Source organism: Nostoc sp. FACHB-133 (assembly GCF_014698055.1).
Classification (GTDB): Bacteria; Cyanobacteriota; Cyanobacteriia; order Cyanobacteriales; family Nostocaceae; genus Nostoc.
This window is the reverse complement of sequence record NZ_JACJSH010000004.1, coordinates 266440-285518: the sequence shown is the minus strand read 5'-3', so window position 1 is coordinate 285518 and position 19079 is coordinate 266440. Positions and strand designations below refer to the sequence as shown.

17 protein-coding genes and 1 other RNA gene are annotated in these 19079 nt (G+C 41.9%); 13 read left to right on the top strand and 5 right to left on the bottom strand.

Annotation, left to right across the window (positions count from 1 at the left end):
- The first annotated feature begins 294 nt into the window (after positions 1 to 294).
- The gene (locus tag H6G86_RS05770) at positions 295 to 459 is read left to right on the top strand and encodes a hypothetical protein (RefSeq protein WP_190933516.1); all 165 of its coding nucleotides are present in this window, start codon (positions 295 to 297) and stop codon (positions 457 to 459) included.
- 438 nt (positions 460 to 897) lie between these two features.
- Positions 898 to 1293, top strand: coding sequence for a hypothetical protein (locus H6G86_RS05765; RefSeq protein WP_190933515.1), 396 nt, complete (start codon positions 898 to 900; stop codon positions 1291 to 1293).
- Positions 1294 to 1385: 92 nt separating this feature from the next.
- Here the strand turns inward: H6G86_RS05765 and H6G86_RS05760 are convergent, their stop codons facing one another.
- Genes H6G86_RS05760 through fraC form a run of 3 tightly spaced genes read right to left on the bottom strand, consistent with a single transcriptional unit; the run spans position 1386 to position 3832 of the window.
- The gene (locus tag H6G86_RS05760; RefSeq protein WP_190933514.1) at positions 1386 to 2165 is read right to left on the bottom strand and encodes an ABC transporter permease; all 780 of its coding nucleotides are present in this window, start codon (positions 2163 to 2165) and stop codon (positions 1386 to 1388) included.
- A 57-nt stretch (positions 2166 to 2222) separates the two neighbouring features.
- On the bottom strand, positions 2223 to 3230 hold the full coding sequence (gene fraD, locus H6G86_RS05755; protein WP_190933513.1) for a septal junction protein FraD: 1008 nt from the start codon (positions 3228 to 3230) through the stop codon (positions 2223 to 2225).
- Positions 3231 to 3286: 56 nt separating this feature from the next.
- Positions 3287 to 3832 (bottom strand): filament integrity protein FraC, encoded by a 546-nt coding sequence (gene fraC, locus H6G86_RS05750; RefSeq protein ID WP_190933512.1) that lies wholly within the window; start codon positions 3830 to 3832, stop codon positions 3287 to 3289.
- 378 nt (positions 3833 to 4210) lie between these two features.
- Between fraC and H6G86_RS05745 the strand changes: the two genes are divergently transcribed.
- On the top strand, positions 4211 to 5347 hold the full coding sequence (locus H6G86_RS05745; RefSeq protein WP_163934608.1) for a cob(I)yrinic acid a,c-diamide adenosyltransferase: 1137 nt from the start codon (positions 4211 to 4213) through the stop codon (positions 5345 to 5347).
- 124 nt (positions 5348 to 5471) lie between these two features.
- Here H6G86_RS05745 and H6G86_RS05740 read toward each other — a convergent pair whose 3' ends face one another.
- Positions 5472 to 6554 carry an MraY family glycosyltransferase gene (locus H6G86_RS05740; RefSeq protein ID WP_190933511.1) on the bottom strand — a complete coding sequence of 361 codons (1083 nt, stop codon included), beginning with the start codon at positions 6552 to 6554 and terminating at the stop codon, positions 5472 to 5474.
- Between the two features lie 158 nt (positions 6555 to 6712).
- Between H6G86_RS05740 and groL the strand changes: the two genes are divergently transcribed.
- The 7 genes from groL (at position 6713) to H6G86_RS05705 (ending at position 13897) form a co-directional block, all read left to right on the top strand.
- Complete coding sequence (gene groL / locus H6G86_RS05735) at positions 6713 to 8395, top strand: chaperonin GroEL (RefSeq protein WP_163934614.1); 1683 nt, start codon at positions 6713 to 6715, stop codon at positions 8393 to 8395.
- Between the two features lie 410 nt (positions 8396 to 8805).
- Positions 8806 to 9951 (top strand): magnesium/cobalt transporter CorA, encoded by a 1146-nt coding sequence (gene corA, locus H6G86_RS05730; protein WP_190933510.1) that lies wholly within the window; start codon positions 8806 to 8808, stop codon positions 9949 to 9951.
- Between the two features lie 64 nt (positions 9952 to 10015).
- Positions 10016 to 10714, top strand: a complete 699-nt coding sequence (locus H6G86_RS05725; protein ID WP_012407977.1) for a hypothetical protein — start codon at positions 10016 to 10018, stop codon at positions 10712 to 10714.
- Positions 10715 to 10760: 46 nt separating this feature from the next.
- Positions 10761 to 11188: RNase P RNA component class A (rnpB, locus tag H6G86_RS05720), an RNA gene on the top strand.
- Positions 11189 to 11286: 98 nt separating this feature from the next.
- A complete protein-coding gene (gene rnc, locus H6G86_RS05715) occupies positions 11287 to 12006 on the top strand; it encodes a ribonuclease III (RefSeq protein WP_012407978.1) in 720 nt (239 codons plus the stop codon).
- A 137-nt stretch (positions 12007 to 12143) separates the two neighbouring features.
- On the top strand, positions 12144 to 13232 hold the full coding sequence (locus tag H6G86_RS05710; RefSeq protein WP_190933509.1) for a Gfo/Idh/MocA family protein: 1089 nt from the start codon (positions 12144 to 12146) through the stop codon (positions 13230 to 13232).
- A 518-nt stretch (positions 13233 to 13750) separates the two neighbouring features.
- Positions 13751 to 13897, top strand: a complete 147-nt coding sequence (locus H6G86_RS05705; protein ID WP_012407980.1) for a tetratricopeptide repeat protein — start codon at positions 13751 to 13753, stop codon at positions 13895 to 13897.
- 158 nt (positions 13898 to 14055) lie between these two features.
- Here the strand turns inward: H6G86_RS05705 and H6G86_RS05700 are convergent, their stop codons facing one another.
- Positions 14056 to 16185, bottom strand: coding sequence for a sensor histidine kinase (locus H6G86_RS05700; protein ID WP_190933508.1), 2130 nt, complete (start codon positions 16183 to 16185; stop codon positions 14056 to 14058).
- Between the two features lie 295 nt (positions 16186 to 16480).
- Here H6G86_RS05700 and H6G86_RS05695 point away from each other — a divergent pair, with 295 nt between their 5' ends.
- The 3 genes from H6G86_RS05695 (at position 16481) to H6G86_RS05685 (ending at position 19055) form a co-directional block, all read left to right on the top strand.
- Complete coding sequence (locus H6G86_RS05695) at positions 16481 to 17224, top strand: RibD family protein (RefSeq protein ID WP_190933507.1); 744 nt, start codon at positions 16481 to 16483, stop codon at positions 17222 to 17224.
- A gap of 175 nt (positions 17225 to 17399) precedes the next feature.
- Entirely contained in the window at positions 17400 to 18581 is a 1182-nt protein-coding gene (locus H6G86_RS05690; protein ID WP_190933506.1) for a GNAT family N-acetyltransferase, read from the top strand.
- Between the two features lie 90 nt (positions 18582 to 18671).
- Positions 18672 to 19055: a DUF4346 domain-containing protein gene (locus tag H6G86_RS05685; protein ID WP_190933505.1), complete on the top strand. Its 384-nt coding sequence runs from the start codon at positions 18672 to 18674 to the stop codon at positions 19053 to 19055.
- Positions 19056 to 19079: the final 24 nt, after the last annotated feature.

Below are 19079 nucleotides of genomic sequence, written 5' to 3'. Positions count from 1 at the left end.
TACCAGCCACCACCGAATCTAGCGCAGCGTTCCCCTGTTGCGTCAATGTTCACAGTCCCGGTTTTTTGTTCACGATCGCTTGACTTTTAAGACAGTCGCTACGCCTAACCCATATTATCCAAACTTGATATTACCTATGCGGGAACTGTTATAAGTAATGTTTAAGCCGTAGTGAATACAACTTAAACAGTACTTATTAATGGTGAAGCTGTAGTTCCAGATGCTCATTATATGATAAGTAAAGTTAAAGCTGTAGTTAATACAAGTTAAGCATTAATTATAGATACTTATTATATGATAAGTAATGCTCAAGCTGTAGTTAATACAACTTCTTCTGTGGTTATAAATGCTCAAGCTGTAGTTAACACAGCTTCTTCTGTGGTTATAAATTCTCAAGCTGGAGTTAGCACAGCTTCTTCTGTAGTTATGAATGCTCAAGCTGTAATTAAGATTAGATAAACGCTTTAGATATAGCGGTTCTTGCTTGGATACAGTACAGTTTTGACCTCTCTCCTAAAAGGCTACCGTATACACACAAGTCTAATTACTCCCCTTAATCCCCCCTTGGAAAGGGGGGAAACAAGAAATCTAGTTCCCTCCCCTTTATAAGGGGAGGGTTAGGGTGGGGTAAAACCTTGGTTAATCAGCTATTTCAGACTTGTGTGTATACGGTAGCCTTTTAGGAGAGAGGCTTTGAATCTTACTCGCCTTCCCTTGAAGGGAAGGGGGTTAGAGGGTTAGGTCTATATTCCATGCAATTGAGAACCGCCATAGATTAAGAGAATTTACCAGTATTTATCTCATAAAAAGTATAATTATTTTTGTGGATTTTGCTGAACCAGAATGTATTTTCATTAGGGCATAGTAACTGTATAAATGTTACAAGTAACTAAATTTATGTCTTTGAGAAAACGTACATCCCGCGTTCTAGAAAATGCTGAGTTAAGATTTGCTGGACTCAAAGCAATTGATGCCAATCTGGATCTTGGAAATACTTGTAATTTAAAAGCCCTGACAGAAATAATTGAAGAATTACGCAGCAAGTTAGAAGCTCATAATACTGCTCTCAGCACTATTGACTCTTCCAAAGTAGAAATTGAAGAATTAGAACAAACCTTGGGTACTTTCTCCGAAAAAATGCTCATGGGAATCGGCTTTAAATACGGCAAAGATAGCCGTGAATATGAGATGGCTGGTGGAGTTCGCAAAAGTGAACGTATCCGTAAAAGCAGAGCGACTCGCTTAAAAACTATTGCACAAAAAGCATCTATGCAAGGCACTCAACTTTTGTAGATGTGTAAGCAATACAGTTCGCATAAGCAGGGAAGGAAAAAAAGTTATTAACCAGTAATTCTTTCTCTCCTGCTTGCCTCAACGCCCGATGACTAAAATTCGCGTTGTGAGAAAATAAAAATAGCGATCGCTAATAACAGGGCACTATAAATTAAACCATAGCCGGCATTTGTAATCAGTGCAGTTGTGTCAGGTAGTGCTTGCAGACCATAAACGGCATCATTTTTTAAATCTAATCGAGATAAATCTGGCAAAATGAGAAACAAACCTTGAGTGAGAAGTTCTATACCGGGGTTACGACTCAAACGGCCTAGTTGGACTAAATCTTGAGTAATATTTCCGATTAAATATACCGCAAAGGTTAAAACAGTCGCTAGGAGAGAAGCAGTAAAAACACCGAAGGTAATAGCCATAGCGGTGATTAATGACAACTGCAATACTAAGAAAATTGCAGCAATTAGAATACTTGCCGTTGGATGAGGAATGTTACCAAATTGCAGAAATATCAGATAAATTACCGTCATCGTGGCGACAAGTACAGCTAATACTGCGGATAAACCTAAGTATTTGCCAACGATAATTTCGCTGCGACTGACAGGTTTCGCAATTAACACCAAAATAGTGCGTTTTTCAATTTCTTTATTAACCAGTCCCGTACCAACAAATATTGTCACAATTAACCCGATGGCATTCATCGCCGCCATCCCGAAGTCTAAAAATATTTTGTCTTCAGTCGTAGCTGCAAATTCAGGAAGCACGCGAAAGGCAGCAGCGAGTATAAGCGCATAAAAACCAATAATATATAGGATGCGATCGCGTACCACTTCCTGAAACACATTCTTTGCCAATACAAAAATTCTGTTAATAGTCATTTGTCATTTGTCATTTGTCATTGGTCATTTGTCATTCTCCCCCTGCCTCATCTCTTCTCACTGCTGCGGAGGCGGCGATCCGGCAATTAATTTACTGGCTCGATCGCATTCAATTTCTGCAACTGTAATCTTATTGCCTGAATTGCTGGTTGCTGCAACTGGTTCAATTCGACAAGATTTTTTCAAGTAATAGCCTCGTGGGTTAGAACTTGGCCCTATCCAAATACTTAATAAATCTAATATATATCCAGACTTAGTATTAGCTACACGCGGCTCAATGCGCCATAAATCCTTCTCTTCATATTTACCCAGGCTTTTTTGAATTACTGCTCTACCTAGAGTTCCTACTCGCTGTTTTGCCTCAAGCAACCATTTTTCTACTTCTGACCAAGGTGTTTGGTTTATTTGTTCTACTACTATTGGTTGAAGTCTTTCTAGAATTACAACACCGTTTTGTGGAATTTTTACTCGTTCTTCTGTTCTGACAACAAAGGTACTACGTTTAAAAGTATCTGCTTGCAAACTAGGATATTGTTGAAACCAATGATCCATTACAAAGTAAAACTGAATCCAGCAACTTAGCAGCATACTACTAGCAACTAAAATTATGATTCTTTGGCGGTCTTGTGGCTTAGGAATTCTAGCTTTAGCGTCAGTATCAGTTCCTTCAATAAACTCTGGTATTGCTGTAATTAGTGCTGAAATTGTCGGCCAAAAAACGATTGTTCTTGGTGTAATTACATCCTGTTGATTTCCAAAAGCAAAAACACTTACTAAGAATCCAGTGATTACTGCCCCAACTGGCATAAAAGTACCAGGAACTCTTAAAGGATCTTGAGTTGTATACCAAGCTGTGCCAGCAATTAAAAATAACCAACCAAAAAAGGCAATAATATCTTTGATATAGCCTGTAGCTAAATATGAAAGTACCCAAGAAAAAACACTCAAATAAATAAATGTCTGCCAAGAATAAGCTTTGGGTGGAACTAATACTTTTCTAATTCCTGCATAAATCCCTTCCGCAAATTTAAAAATTCCAAATACATCTTTAAGTAGCGTATTCATGTTCCTCCTTCCACCTAATTAACTAATCACTCGTCTTCCTTTTAAGTAAAAACTTGCTATTTTGCACTAAATAATAGAATAAGAGTTATAGCACTATAACTCAGAGAATTTGCTATTAGTACAGTAATCACTAAATTATTACTTTGGAATTTCAAGTTGCCAAAAGTCCGCCATCGCCGCCGTTGAGATATTGGAGCTTCTGCTTCCTCTTGTTTTTTAATAAGTTGCTCATCTAATGATAGTAACAATACCTTTAAAATAAAAAACTTCATTAGAAAAGTAGAAAAGAAAATTATAAAAGCAGTTAATATTAGTAACCCTTGTGTATTAGGTGATTTAAAGTTATTAAAAAACATATAGTTAATTAATTCTGTTCTCACCTGGAGCGGTAACATCGGTTCTGATACAAAAAATATGAACCAACCAATTACACTAGAAAATAAATTGATGGAAATAGCATAAAAAGTACTGGTTTTTTTGTCAAATTTGAGTCGATAGTTCAAAAGATAAGCTTCGATGGGGATGGCAATCAGTACAAATAAAAAGTCAAACAGAATTCCACCAATGGGAAAAATCCTCGGAAGCATCCAATTCTCAGGCATAAATGGTCAAGGGTAAGGTTTAACTGTAGAGAGTATAACTGGGATAGTGAGGGTGATGGGGGAAATTATTACATTGTTCTTGTCCTTTACTATGCTCGTGTGCCAGTATTCCCTGATTGATATTGTTAATACATCAAGCTGATGCTTGTACGGGGACGCTAGACTGACTTGAGTGTGAGGGGTGTGGGGAGTGTGGGGAGAAAGAGAAGGAATTGAATAACTGCACATCAATGAACGCTGCATTGCCTCCCACACCTCCCACACTCCCCACCCGAACCACACAATACGTGAGAAATTCGGGTAGAGGGGTAGTTTCTCTACCTAAGATTACAAGACGTTAGGTAAGATTAAAGACTGCCATTTATAGCTTTTCGAGAGATGACAAGGAACGGTATCGGTATTCGCACGGCGCAAGTGCGTCAAGAACGGCTCATTGGTCAAATTCACGTCTACGATGGCGTGGGTAAAGGTAAGTCTCAAGCGGCTTTGGGGGTAGTTTTGCGCTCTATTGGCTTAGGGATAAATACGCCTAGCGATTCTAACCGTGTTTTACTGCTGCGCTTTTTAAAAGGGCCGGAACGTGATTATGACGAAGATGGAGCGATCGCAGCTTTGCAGCGCGGGTTTCCCCATTTAATAGACCAGGTTCGCACTGGGAGAGCCGAATTTTTTGGACCAGAAGAAATTACTACCTTTGACCGAAATGAGGCGATGCGGGGTTGGGATGTTGCCAAAGGTGCGATCGCTAGCGGTTTATATTCAGTTGTCGTCTTGGATGAAATTAACCCCGTTCTGGATTTGGGTTTGCTACCAGTAGATGAAGTGGTAAAGACATTAAAATCCAAACCCCAAGAATTAGAAATCATTGCTACCGGACGCGCCGCACCGCAAAAGTTGCTCGATATTGCAGATTTGCACTCAGAAATGAAACCTCATCACCATCCCACAGCCAAAGCCTTATTCCTCGAAGGGATTGAAATTTATACTGGTGCTGGTAAAGGCAAGTCTACTAGTGCTTTGGGCAAAGCCTTACAAGCAATTGGTAGGGGAATCAATCATCCAGGGTCTACCCGTGTGTTAATTATGCAGTGGCTTAAAGGTGGTAGCGGCTACACAGAAGATGCTGCGATCGCCGCTTTGCAGCAGTCATATCCAGAAGTAGTGGATCATCAGCGCTGTGGTGGAGATGCGATTGTTTGGCGCAATTCTCGGCAAGAATTAGACTATGTAGAAGCCGAACGAGGTTGGGAAATCGCAAAAGTTGCGATCGCCTCTGGAATGTATAAAACTATTATTCTCGATGAACTCAATCCCACTGTTGACTTAGAACTACTCCCCGTTGAACCCATTGTTCAAGCTTTGCTCCGCAAACCCCGCGACACCGAAATCATCATCACTGGCCGCTGTCAAAATCAACCAGCATACTTCGACTTGGCTAGCGTTCATTCAGAGGTTTATTGCCACAAACATTATGCAAATCAAGGTGTAGAACTTAAACGAGGGGTAGATTTTTAGATGTTGCATCTGAATTCGTAATTCGTAATTCGTAATTCGTAATGTTCTCAAGCTTGAATTTTTGGTGAATTGAGAAAAAACCAGACCAGTAGGGCTAGCATTGTAATGCCGACCCTACAAGCAACTAAGGCTGTTGGCGTATTCTTTGCCAGACAGTAAAGCCCAAAAGAATGACAATACTACTGGCGGTAGTCATCATCACAGCCAAACTCATGCCTTGTATTCTCATTGCCAGCAAGTTGAAAAATAAGGTAATTGACCAAAGCGTGAACGCAGCATGGCGCTGGGAAAGTCCCCAAGCAAGTAAGCGGTGGTGCAGATGATCTTTGCCAGGAGTACTAAGAGGGTTATTTCCTGCTAGTAGCCGCCGTACAAATACTTGGGTAGTGTCTATTACTGGCAACAATAGAAATAAAACCGTGGGAATTAGTGCATAAACTGTGTTTTGTTGCAGTTTGCCTAAAATACTAGTTGCTGCCAGCACATAGCCAAAAAAGTATGCTCCGGCATCACCCATAATAATTCGTGACGGATGAAAATTATGGCGCAAAAAGCCTAATGCAGCACCTCCTAAAGCTGCGAGTACCAAGATTGCCGCCGCACGGTTATTAAATTGGGCTGCAACCCCCAACAAACTCATAGCGGTAATAAAGCTGATTCCTCCTGCCAAACCATCCATACCATCCATCAAGTTGATGGCGTTGGTAATTCCTACTACCCACAGTACCGTCAGCAACATAGACAGTAACGAGTCAATGGGAGTACCAAACAGCACTCTTACACTGATACCATTAGCTACCAGCAACAGCGCTGTGACAATTTGCGCCCACAATCGAATAGAGGGTGGTAAGCCGAACTGATCGTCGATAAAGCCCACCAGGACTAATATCGAACCTCCTAACAGAATAGTGAGCACCTGAGCCAATACGTTTTGGAGTTCGATCGGTCGTAAAAGGCTAGCTAATACCAGTGCGGCAATGACACCCGCGTAGATAGCCAGCCCCCCTGCATTGGGTAAAGGTTCGCGATTGAGTCGCCGAGCGTTGGGTTGGTCAGCCCAACCTACCCGTAAGGCGAATTTGCGGACTGTCGGAATTGAACGCCACGTTACAAGCCAAGCCAAAAGAAACGTAAATACTACTGCCAACCAGCCGGTGCCGCTAGGGTCGGCAATGCCAAGGTACTTAAGGGAGTTGTCTAGATTCATCTCCCAATTCAAGCATTACTGCCAGTATCTATAAAGAACATCACCTGTATATTAATCAATTTTTTTTATTTCCATTTGTAACTTGAGCTGATTGAGAGATTAGCACTCTTGCTCTGTGAGTGCTAAATTGTCTAATGGAAGCGCTGGAGAAATAAAACATGGCGAAAATTATTGCATTTGACGAGGAATCGCGGCGAGCTCTAGAAAGGGGTGTTAACGCCCTTGCTGATGCCGTAAAAATCACCTTGGGGCCTAAAGGTCGTAATGTCCTTTTAGAGAAAAAATTTGGCGCACCTCAAATTGTCAACGATGGTATCACTGTTGCCAAGGAAATTGAATTAGAAGATCCTTTGGAAAATACTGGTGCAAGACTCATCCAGGAAGTGGCCTCAAAAACTAAAGATGTTGCTGGGGATGGTACAACCACCGCCACAGTTTTAGCACAAGCCTTGATTCGGGAAGGTTTGAAGAACGTCGCGGCGGGTAGTAACCCAGTTAGCTTGAGACGCGGGATCGACAAAACTATTGAGGCATTGGTACTGGAAATTGCCAAGATAGCCAAGCCAGTAGAAGGAAGTGCGATCGCTCAAGTTGCCACTGTTTCTGCTGGTAACGATGAAGAAGTTGGTCAAATGTTAGCTCAAGCAATGGAAAAAGTCACCAAAGATGGTGTAATTACCGTTGAAGAATCTAAATCCCTGACAACTGAACTAGAAGTAGTTGAAGGGATGCAGATTGACAGGGGTTACATTTCACCCTACTTTGTCACCAACAACGAGCGGCAAATCGTGGAATTTGAAAACGCCCGCATCTTGGTGACAGATAAAAAAATCGGCAGCATCCAAGATTTAGTACCAATTTTGGAAAAAGTCGCCCGTTCTGGTCAGCCCTTGCTAATCATCGCTGAAGATGTCGAAGGTGATGCCTTGGCAACTTTGGTAGTGAACAAAGCGCGGGGTGTACTAGCTGTGGCTGCCATTAAAGCACCTGGATTTGGCGATCGCCGCAAAGCTTTGTTAGAAGATATTGCTATTCTCACCGATGGACAGTTGATTTCGGAAGAAATTGGCTTAAGTTTGGATACCGCTGCTCTAGAAGCGCTGGGAACTGCCCGCAAAATCACCATTGACAAAGAAAGCACCACCATTGTAGCTGGCAGTGTCACCAAGCCAGAAGTACAAAAGCGGATTGGTCAAATTCGCAGACAGTTGGAAGAAACCGATTCTGAATACGATCAAGAAAAACTGCAAGAACGCATCGCCAAGCTCGCTGGCGGTGTGGCAGTGATTAAAGTGGGTGCGGCAACCGAAACCGAACTCAAAGACCGTAAGCTGCGAATTGAAGACGCGCTGAATGCTACTAAAGCTGCTGTGGAAGAAGGTATTGTTCCTGGTGGTGGGACAACTCTAATTCACCTAGCTAAGAAGGTACAAGAGATTAAAAAGACCCTACAAAATGACGAAGAAAGAATTGGGGCTGATATTGTCGAACGAGCGCTAGAAGCCCCCTTGCGCCAAATAGCAGACAACGCTGGTGCTGAAGGTTCTGTAATCGTCTCGAAAGTCCGGGATAGTGAGTTCAACATTGGCTACAACGCCGCTACTGGCGAATTTGAAGACTTGATTGCTGCTGGTATTATTGACCCCGCCAAAGTCGTGCGTTCAGCTTTGCAAAATGCTGGCTCCATTGCTGGTTTGGTCTTAACCACCGAAGCGATCGTTGTTGAAAAGCCAGAGAAGAAATCCGCTGCTGCTGCTCCTGACATGGGCGGTATGGGCGGCATGGGTGGCATGGGCGGTATGGGTGGCATGGGCGGTATGGGCGGCATGGGCATGTTCTAACTTCTGCTCACCCAGATAAATATTTTTTCAACAGTTTGTCTTGTTAAGGCAAACTGTTTTTTTATAGCATTGCTGATTCAGAGCCGATATGTTATCTCTATTGCTGGGAAGTAGCTGGGCATAAATAAAAGTCATCATCATGGTTATCAGTAATTAGTCATGAATACAACTAACGACTAAAAAAAATGCCGATTCCTAAATTCCCAAATCTAAAGAACTGCTTAATTCAAAAATTATAGTCTTTGTATTAATTTTTGTAATATTAATAGCAAAAGCTGAAATAAATAAAAACGCCTCATGGGTGCTGAGTAGGGAATTTTACTTCTTTACTAAGAACTGTGAAAAGAGGAACTTGTTTAATTGCCAATTCCCAATTGCCAATTCCCAATTCCCAATGTAGGTAATATTGTATGGTACGAAAACTGCGTCGTCTTCCCAAAATAGTAACTAGGCTATATAAAAAAGATGAGTTCCATCACCAACCAGGTACTATACCTGGAACAATTTTTATTGATGAAGATTCTCCGCCACCGATAATTTTCTTGATTGACTATAACCAAACCAATTTCATCCGCAAACAAATGGCAACTCCAGAAGAATGTGTTCCATATCTGGAGATGGAATCCATTTCTTGGGTAGACGTACAAGGTTTAGGCAGTCAAGATATATTACAACGATTGGGTCACGTTTTTGAATTACATCCTCTCGTTTTAGAAGATATAGTCAATGTACCAGAGCGTCCTAAAACCGAAGATTATGAAGATCAATTACTATTCATTGCCCGCATGGTAGTACCAAAGGAAAGATCGTGTGGTTTTTACAGCGAGCAAGTGAGTTTGATATTAGGTAAAAATTATTTACTGACAGTCCAAGAAGAACCAGAACATGATTGTTTTGAAGCGGTGCGATCGCGAATTGAAAAAAACAAAGGGATCATCCGTAAGCAAGGAGCAGATTATTTAGCTTACGCCGTGTTAGATGCGATTATTGATGGCTTTTTCCCGGTGCTGGAGCTTTATGGAGAGCGAATCGAAGAGTTGGAAGAGGAGGTAATAGTTAAACCAACCCCACAAACACTACAAAATATTTATCAAATTAGGCGAGAACTACTGCAACTACGTCGTGCTATCTGGCCCCAGCGAGATGCAATTAATTCTTTGATTCGAGATGGCAGTGATTTGATTAGTGAAGAAGTGCGAATCTACTTGCGAGATTGTTATGACCATACAGTGCAAGTTATGGACATGGTAGAAACTTATCGAGAACTAGCATCTGGATTAATGGATGTGTACCTTTCGGCAGTGAGCAATAAAATGAATGAAATCATGAAGGTGCTAACGGTAGTTTCAACAATTTTTATTCCACTGACTTTTGTGGCCGGAATATATGGTATGAATTTCAATACCGAAAAATCGCCATATAATATGCCTGAGTTGAATTGGTATTGGGGTTATCCACTTTGCTTGGCAGTTATGGCAGTGATCGCACTTGGGTTGCTATTCTTTTTTTGGCAACGGGGCTGGTTGCAAAACTCTGTAACAATTAAGCGTAATTAATAATTGCAGATGGACGACGAATGAAATATACATTCATTATTACCGGGAGTTAATATTTTAATTTATGAGGAGTAGCGACCAGAATTTAGTAGTTTTGACAGTTTATATTATCGGTGTTTCCTATATTTTTAACCGCATGGTTGAATCCATCGATGATCAAGTTAAGTTTGAGTTTAAAAAAGGAATAGTTGACGAGCAACTCAAAGAACAAAATCTCGATGATAAAATTGGAATTTCCTTTAAACTCAAAGCCTCATACCCAATTGATGATTTGAAAGATTTAGGAATTAGCATTGAAAATAAATCTGATAATGTTGCCCTATACGTTGACTGGGATAACAGTTCTTTAGTAGTTGAACATAGCAAGCAATCGCGTCGCGTCATTCGGAAATCACCAGATTTAACCCGCGACTTAGCAGTACCCCAAAGTCCTAGCTTGATTGCTCCCAAGAAAACACTTTCTGAAACAGTGACAGCAGAAGATGTATTCGAGCGCGATCAAGTAGCTGGAACCTATTCAGCAAAAAAACCACTAATTGATATCAATGGGCTGCAAAAGGGGCAAAAAAAGCTGTACAACGACTTTATTAACAGAAGAAAAGAGTTGGATTTTTCCCTGCAACTGGTACTCAGAGTGTCTGAAGTGCGTTTAGGTCTAGCCCCAGGTCGTGATTTTCCTCCCATTAGCATTATCAATTGTCCTTTCACAGTCAGGAAACTACCTTGGACTTACGCTCTACCTTGGAATAAAAAAAAGCAATAGCAACCAGACAGACTATGCCATCCAAGATTACACTGGATCTAAGGAGAGAGTAGACGCAGGCGGTTGCAGATCAGTCATAGTCACTGATTTGAGGAAAGTCCGGGCTCCCGAAAGACCAAACTTGCTGGATAACGTCCAGTGCGAGCGATCGTGAGGATAGTGCCACAGAAAGATACCGCCAGATCAATTAAAAATTAAAAATTAAAAATGTAAAATGAGCAATCAATTTTTAATTTTTAGTTTTACATTTTTAATTGCTCTGGTAAGGGTGCAAAGGTGCGGTAAGAGCGCACCAGCAGTATCGAGAGGTGCTGGCTCGGTAAACCCCAGTTGGGAGCAAGGCGATAGGAACTACGGTTGGTCTTTTACCAGTTCCGCTCAACGAGAGCCGCTAGAGGCGTTTGGTAACAAGCGTCCCAGATAGATAACTGCCCTCGCAAGAGAACAGAACCCGGCTTATGTACTGCTCTTTCCCCCCTTTCTGAGTGCTGAGTTAGAAGAGACGCGATGAATCGCGTCTGTACAAGAGTTAGAAGTAGTATTTTTCCCCTGCCCCCTGCCCCCCGCCCCTAATGCCCCTTGCCTACCCACGCCGTCAACGGCAACTCGAAAGTTTAGTCCAAAAATTAGGTTTGTCGCGAGAAGCGCCTATCAAGTGGGAACTGCTAGATTTAGCGCTAACTCATCCTACTGTCTCTGATTCGGCGAATTATGAACAACTAGAGTTTGTTGGCGATGCAGTGGTGCGCCTGGTGTCGGCTGTTGTGTTGTGGGAAAATTATCCTGATTGTCCAGTAGGGGATTTTGCGGCAATTCGTTCAGTGTTGGTGAGCGATCGCATCCTCGCCCAATTGGCCAGAATTTATGGTTTGGAATTATACTTATTAGTTGCCGGTAGTGCTACGGCTGATAAAGTTGGTCAAGAGTCACGACTGGCAGATGCTTTTGAAGCAGTTCTGGGTGCGCTTTATTTAAGTACTCAAAACCTTGAATTGATCCGCTCTTGGCTAGATCCCCACTTCCAAGAACTAACAACAGAAATTCGCCTCGATCCTGCCAGACTTAATTACAAAGCTGCTCTCCAAGAATGGACTCAGGCGCAATTTAAAGTTTTACCAGAATATCGAGTTGTGGAAGTCACCCAACCACACCATAATCAAGAACGTTTCATGGCTGAAGTGTGGCTGCATGGAAAGAAACTCGGAGAAGGCAAGGGGCGATCGATCAAAACTGCTGAACAAGCCGCAGCTAAAGTAGCTTTTTTAGCAATCCCTAATCCGCAAACACCCTGAGCTTAAAAGACTGGAAATTAGTCGATAATCATTTGGTTGTCAGTGGTCATTTGTCCCTCGTCCTTTGTATACAAATAACTAATGACAAATGACAAATGACAAATGACAAATGACAAATGACAAATGACAAATAACTAATGACAAACCAAATTAAAATTGCTGTTATCGGAGTTGGGCGTTGGGGAGTGCATCTGCTGCGGAATTTTTTAGCACATCCCCAAGTAGATGTAGTTGCTGTCGTAGACCCCCATCCAGAACGATTAGCGGCGATAAAACAGCAGTTTAATTTAGATGAAAATGTAGTATTGACAACCCAATGGGAAGATTTAAAGAAAGTGCCAGGGTTGACAGGAGTTGCGATCGCAACTCCGGCTACCACTCACTATGCTTTAATTAAAGACTCTCTTCAAAACGGATACCATGTTTTAGCTGAAAAACCGCTAACTCTCGACCCCGCAGAATGTCGGGAACTTTGCCAGTTAGCAGAGCAGCATCATTTGATACTGATGGTTGACCACACTTATTTATTTCACCCAGCAGTTGAGCAAGGGCAAACTGTAGTACAGGCGGGTAAATTAGGTTATTTACGCTACGGCTACGCCACCCGCACCCATTTAGGGCCTGTTCGCCAAGATGTTGATGCGCTGTGGGATTTAGCTATTCACGATATTGCTATCTTTAACGCTTGGCTGGGTCAGATTCCTGTAAAAGTGCAAGCAACGGGTACGGTGTGGCTACAGGGAGCAGGGGAGCAGGGGAGCAGGGGAGTAGAGGGGAAGAAAGATACAAATTCTCCTCTGCCTCAAGGTTTAGCTGATTTAGTATGGCTAACACTGACATACCCAGATGGCTTTCAAGCTTATATTCATTTGTGCTGGCTGAATTCTGATAAGCAGCGACGGCTGGGGATTGTAGGTAGCCTTGGTAGTTTGATTTTTGATGAAATGTCGCGATCGTCTCCTCTAACGCTGCTACATGGGGAGTTTGAACAGCAGGGCAATCATTTTATTCCGGTAAATCAAAACCAGGTGGTGCTGGAATTAGAACCAGGGGAACCATTGGGGCGAGTTTGCTCTTGTTTTGTTGACTCTATCCTCAACAATACTCCCTCAGAGGTTTCGTCTGGCTGGGTAGGCACACAGTTAGTAGAAATTCTCGCTGCACTAACGCTATCTCTTGAGCAAGGCGGCCAACCTGTTTTTCTGAACAACTGCCCTCAAGTCTAATTTTCCCCTGAGATTAACCGCCCAATACTGTTCGGTTAAGGCAATAGGCGCGATAAAAAAGACGCGATAAATCGCCGTCTCTACAAGAATCAGTCCTTTGTAGAGACGGCGATTTATCGCGTCTTTGGGATCGTATTGAATAACCGCCCATTTTACTTCATTAACCTGAGTTCGGGTTAAGCCAGAAGCTAAAAAGCTTATTCTGTCAGGATTGAATAAAACTGGAATTGATCAAAGCAGGGATAAAAGTGGAATCATTTTGTCAATAAGGTTCACAAATGAAACTAATCTCAGCAATATGTCTTATTGACAATAGATGAAAACAGAGCTTTAGACCGAACAACGATAATTCAAGGCTTTTGAGGATTTCTTATCCCGAACTCAGGTTAACGGAGTTCAAAGACTCATTCACGAAGCTCCGAGGTTCATTAACGGAGTTCAAAGACTCATTCACGAAGCTCCGAGGTTCATCAACGGAGTTCAAAGACTCATTCACGAAGCTCTGAGGTTCAGGGAATGTGCTAAATGCTCAAGCTTACTACAATCTCGGCATTGCCTTGAGAGAGCAGAAGAAATTAGATGCAGCAGTTGCCGCCTACCAAAAAACTTTAACATTACCAGAAGATAATTCTATAATCCCAGCCAGCGCTCATAACTCTTGCTAATAATGGCTTAGGTTCTATTTTCTTTTGGGGCTGCTACAATTCCTAATCTTGTGTCTTGGCTATTTAGTCACACTTCTAAATCAGGGCCAAAACCATAGCCGTTAGGAGTGAGGATTCCAGTTTACTTTTTTGATTTTTGAATTAGAATCTAGTAAAAATTACCTTTCAGAGGTCCCATTTGCATAAACTTCTGTTTTTGGAAGACTTACCAAGATAGTTTGCTGCGGCGAAAAGCTAATCTCGTAAGTCTCGTTCCCAAGTAACACCTGGAATTTCATCGACTTCTCTTTGTCTACAACTGCTTTTACAGATTTGTTGCTCCCCAAAGAGGGGCTTTCCCCAGACTTCTGTAGGCTAGAGTATTGGTTGGCTTTTGCCCCCTTTTTCCCAGAGGAAAATCCCAGATTCCCGACATTTTCTTCTTTGTTGTCAACAGGTAACAGTGAGATATCAATCAAGGGTAAGGTAATCTTTAGTGTCGTACCTTGATGAAGTCCCGTACTCTCAAGAGTAATGCTGCCTCCCATAAGTTCGATTAAGTTTCGTGAAATTGCTAGTCCTAGTCCAGTCCCTTCAAACTGGCGTGCAGTTGTGCCATTCACCATCACAAAGGGGCGAAATAGTTTGTGCTGTTGATTGGGATCAATGCCTATACCTGTATCTTTAACTATTACCACTACTTGAGATTTACCATTACTAGATTGAATTTCTGTAGCAATGGTGATGCTTCCTGTGTCGGTGAACTTAGTAGCGTTGCCAATAACATTAATCAAAACCTGCTTCAGTTTTGCCGCGTCTGCCTTAATTGGTATCGGCTGAGGCTCTAACTCGCATTTCAATTGCAAGCCCTTTTGTTGAACATTAACTGATTGTAAATTAATCACCTCTAGCAATATTTGTCGGAGATCAAGAGGTGTGATAACTACAGAAAGCTTACCCGCTTCGATTTTAGAAATGTCGAGTAAATCATTAATAATATTTAGCAAATGAATCGTTGTTTCATTGGCACGTTTGAGGAATTCCATTTCTTCTTCCCGGCTATCACATAAGCCATCTTCAACCACGCGAATGCAGTTAATAATAGTATGTAATGGGTTTCTCAATTCATGGGAAGTCGTAGCCAAAAATTGGCTTTTAATCTGGTTAGCGTTTTTTGCTTCTTTCCAAGCTATTTCTAATTCTTCTGCCCCAGCTTTGAGCCGTTCTACCATTTGGTCTAATGCTTGGGCCAGTTGATTGAATTCCCGAATTTGGAAATTGTGCGGAACTGGTTGTGCGGCGTGGTGAGAGTGAATATTGAGAGCGTAGTCTCGCAATTCTTCTACAGGACGTGCCAAGTAAGGAGCTAGATATAGGGATGCTAACAAACTTGCACCAATCAAACCAACTGTCAAAACAATAAGAATTAGTTTAATTTCCTCTAAACCAAAAAGCGCATTATCAACACTAGTAACAGCTAAGACTATCCATTTTTGCTGCTGCTCTTGGGTGAGTGGATTAGCAATAGCGGTATAGCCAGCGACTAATTCATTTCCCTCTTTAAAAGACAAATTTATCGAATCGTTTCGTCCTGCAAGGGCATTTTTAATTATGCTCTTGAGTTGGGAAGCATTTGGATGTTGATCAATGTTACTTCCCACCCAGTCTGTAAATGGATGTGCCAAAATTGTGCCATCTTCAGCAATAACTACCATCGCGCCTGTAAGCGATCCCGGTGGATTTCTGGTTTGTTGGTACAATGCAGACTGAATACTTAAGCTGTAAACTAAATTTTTTCGGCTATCGGAGACTGGTGCAGATAAAACTAATTGTAATTGATTTTGTGCGTTTCTTTTTCCAGTCATTCCTGCCTTTGGCGGGAAGATTGTTTTGACATCAATTCCATCACTAGGCAAAGGGAACCTCAATTCTCCAATTGCTTGATCTCCACAGCTACTAGCAATTATTTTTTGATTTAGGAGATCCGTTAATTGGATGCACTCAATATTGACTGGCAGTTGTTGCTTTAGCTGCGTGAGAATTTCTTGCTCTTGTATAGGCGAACCAGACGGAATCACCGTTGTTTTACTTACACTCAGCAAATTAGCTTTTAAGATTGCGATCGCATCGCCAATTCTCTCCCCTTTACTAATGGCGCTTTCTGTTAAATTTTGACGCGCAGTTCCCAATATGCTAGAACGTGCCTTATTCAAGGCTACAATCTCGCCTATAAGTAAAACTGGAACGAACAGCAGCAATATTCTCGTTACTAAAATTCGACGAAAGGAAGATTGGCGGGAATTAGTCATCGAGTGTCTCACTTTGCATCTGCAAACCACAATAGCAAAGATATGTAATTAGACTGGCTAGATGAGACATTTTATTAAATTATCAGAATTTTATTTTCAATGTTTAAAAATAACAAATTGCTATCTTTCAAAAAGAAACGTGGTATACCAAAACTCATATATGCTAGATGTAAAAGTGGTTTGTGTTGCATATAAATACAGTGGTAAAATTGTAAATAAATAACTTGCAGGCATGGATTTTTTTTGAGAATCTACATACAAACAAAGAAAATATTCCAACTATCAAATCAATTTAATGTTGCAACATCGTCCTCATACTACAGTTGTTTTAGCAATGAGTGCAGATGGCAAGATAGCAGATTTTAAGCGATCGCCTGCTCGGTTTGGCTCAAGGGTTGATAAAGCACATCTAGAAAAACAAATCGCTGCCTCTGATGCGGTTTTATTCGGTGCTGGTACTCTCCGGGCTTATGGAACGACACTTACTGTATCAGATCCAACTCTAGTGCGACTTCGGGCACAAGAAGGGAAGCCTCCGCAGCCAGTTCATATAGTGACTACACATTCTGGAAACCTCAATCCGGAAATTAACTTTTTTAAGCAACCAGTTAGACGCTGGCTACTCACGACAGCACTGGGAAAACTTTCATGGAAAGGACGTTGTTTACAGACGCTTCCTTCAACGCTGGGAACCGGAACACAAGAGTGTCCTCCAGAATTTGAGCAGATTCTGGTTTTTGAAACACCAACGCGAGAAATTGACATTCCCGCAGCTTTGAAGCATCTAGCCAATATAGATATAACACGGTTGGTGGTCTTGGGTGGAGGTGAATTAGTCGCTTCCCTGTTGGGTCTAGATTTAATTGATGAATTATGGCTAACTGTCTGTCCCCTGATTTTAGGTGGTAGTACTGCCCCCACACCTGTAGAAGGGAAAGGTTTTTTACCCGATTTAGCTCCCAAGTTGCAACTTTTAGAAGTTCATACTGTTGAGCAAGAAGTGTTTTTGCACTATCGCCTGCAACAACCAGCAGATTAGATTACGCTAAGTTAAGTTATTGGATATTGGGAATTGGGAATTGGGCATTGGGAATTGGGAATGGGCTAATAATCAATAGTTTTTCTTTTCTTCCCCTGCCTCCTCTGCCTCCCTTGCTCCCCCTGCTCCCCTGCCCCCCTGCCCCCTGCCTCTTACTCATCCCTACTCCCCTAAGATGGTAGAACAACTTAAGCCTCGCTATTCTGTCGTTTGGACAAACAAAATCGCTGAAGTACCCCAAAATGCCTGGAATGCTTTAGCAATGCCACTCAAAACGCCATTTTTAGAATGGGAGTGGCTAAATAATCTCGAAACCTCCCAAAGTGCTACGGCTAAAACTGGTTGGTTGCCAAATCACTTAACATTGTGGCGAGATAGAACGCTGATTGCGGCTGCACCACTTTATCTCAAAGGACATAGTTCTGGTGAATTTGTATTCGATCACCAATGGGCAGAGTTAGCCGATCGCATCGGAGTTCAATATTACCCAAAATTGCTGGGCATGACACCATTTACCCCAGCTGAAGGTTATCGCTTTTTAATTGCCCCAGGAGAAGACGAAGACGAAATCACCGCGATGATGGTGCATGAAATTGACACATTCTGCTCCAAAAATCGGATTTCTGGATGTCATTTTCTCTATGTCGATCCCCAATGGCGGCCGATGCTGGAACGACATGGCTTTACAACTTGGCTACACCACAGCTACGTCTGGGAAAATGCTGGCTTTAAAACTTTTGATGACTACTTGAAAGTGTTTAATGCCAATCAACGCCGCAATATTAAGCGGGAACGCAAAGCTGTAGAGAAAGCTGGTTTAAGATTGCAACCTCTGAGTGGTGATGAAATTCCCTACTCTTTATTTCCTTCGATGTACCAATTTTATGCAGACACCTGTGATAAATTTGGCTGGTGGGGTAGCAAATATCTCACACAGCGATTTTTTGAGCAGCTACACAATGATTATCGCCATCGAGTCTTGTTTGTCGCTGCATATAGTGAAGAAGATAATTCTCATCCTTTAGGAATGTCCTTTTGTTTGTTTAAAGGTGACAAACTCTATGGACGCTATTGGGGGAGTTTTCAAGAAATAGATTGCTTACATTTTGATGCTTGCTATTATGCGCCCATTGAGTGGGCGATCGCTAACGGAATCCAAATTTTTGATCCTGGTGCAGGTGGTCGCCACAAAAAACGCCGTGGTTTCCCCGCTATGCCCAATCACAGTCTGCACCGCTTTTACAACAATCGTTTAGGACAAATTATCCGTCCTTATATTAAGGAAGTGAATCAACTCGAACAGCAACAGATTGAGGCGATTAATGCAGAGTTGCCATTTAGTAACCGAGATTCTTAAAAGTTTGCCAAGGCAGAGGGGGAACGACGAATTACACTTAATATATAGTGTAAAAACCCTGAAAAAAGAAAATTTCTTTTGCTAGTGCTTATGGATTTAATACTTGAAGATTTAGCCGCAATTGATGATAAACTTTCCCAGCGTCATATCGATCTCGATCCCGGTGGATATTTTATTATTTATTTGGATCGAGACGCAGGGTTAATTTATGCCAAGCATTTCACAAACGTAATTGATGAGCGTGGTTTAGCTATCGATCCCGAAACGGGAAAGGTAATTCCGGCACGAGGAAAGGTAGAACGAACTTACACAACGGTTTTTAGTGCGAGGACGGCGAAAGAACTTTGCGTGAAGATTTTTGAAGAAACTCAGCCCCTGCCTGTAACTCAATTAAATCATGCGGCTTATTTGGGTCGAGAATTTGTTCGGGCTGAGGTGGCTTTAGTAAAAGGGCAAGAGTATGTTCAGGATTAAGCCAATTTTAGATTTTTAATTTTG

What these genes read in the sequence shown, in the direction of transcription:
- H6G86_RS05770 (WP_190933516.1), top strand. Translation starts at nt 295, where the DNA reads ATGATAAGTAATGCTCAAGCTGTAGTTAATACAACTTCTTCTGTGGTT.
- H6G86_RS05765 (WP_190933515.1), top strand. Translation starts at nt 898, where the DNA reads ATGTCTTTGAGAAAACGTACATCCCGCGTTCTAGAAAATGCTGAGTTA.
- H6G86_RS05760 (WP_190933514.1), bottom strand. Translation starts at nt 2,165, where the DNA reads ATGACTATTAACAGAATTTTTGTATTGGCAAAGAATGTGTTTCAGGAA.
- fraD (WP_190933513.1), bottom strand. Translation starts at nt 3,230, where the DNA reads ATGAATACGCTACTTAAAGATGTATTTGGAATTTTTAAATTTGCGGAA.
- fraC (WP_190933512.1), bottom strand. Translation starts at nt 3,832, where the DNA reads ATGCCTGAGAATTGGATGCTTCCGAGGATTTTTCCCATTGGTGGAATT.
- H6G86_RS05745 (WP_163934608.1), top strand. Translation starts at nt 4,211, where the DNA reads ATGACAAGGAACGGTATCGGTATTCGCACGGCGCAAGTGCGTCAAGAA.
- H6G86_RS05740 (WP_190933511.1), bottom strand. Translation starts at nt 6,554, where the DNA reads ATGAATCTAGACAACTCCCTTAAGTACCTTGGCATTGCCGACCCTAGC.
- groL (WP_163934614.1), top strand. Translation starts at nt 6,713, where the DNA reads ATGGCGAAAATTATTGCATTTGACGAGGAATCGCGGCGAGCTCTAGAA.
- corA (WP_190933510.1), top strand. Translation starts at nt 8,806, where the DNA reads ATGGTACGAAAACTGCGTCGTCTTCCCAAAATAGTAACTAGGCTATAT.
- H6G86_RS05725 (WP_012407977.1), top strand. Translation starts at nt 10,016, where the DNA reads ATGAGGAGTAGCGACCAGAATTTAGTAGTTTTGACAGTTTATATTATC.
- rnc (WP_012407978.1), top strand. Translation starts at nt 11,287, where the DNA reads ATGCCCCTTGCCTACCCACGCCGTCAACGGCAACTCGAAAGTTTAGTC.
- H6G86_RS05710 (WP_190933509.1), top strand. Translation starts at nt 12,144, where the DNA reads ATGACAAACCAAATTAAAATTGCTGTTATCGGAGTTGGGCGTTGGGGA.
- H6G86_RS05700 (WP_190933508.1), bottom strand. Translation starts at nt 16,185, where the DNA reads ATGACTAATTCCCGCCAATCTTCCTTTCGTCGAATTTTAGTAACGAGA.
- H6G86_RS05695 (WP_190933507.1), top strand. Translation starts at nt 16,481, where the DNA reads ATGTTGCAACATCGTCCTCATACTACAGTTGTTTTAGCAATGAGTGCA.
- H6G86_RS05690 (WP_190933506.1), top strand. Translation starts at nt 17,400, where the DNA reads ATGGTAGAACAACTTAAGCCTCGCTATTCTGTCGTTTGGACAAACAAA.
- H6G86_RS05685 (WP_190933505.1), top strand. Translation starts at nt 18,672, where the DNA reads ATGGATTTAATACTTGAAGATTTAGCCGCAATTGATGATAAACTTTCC.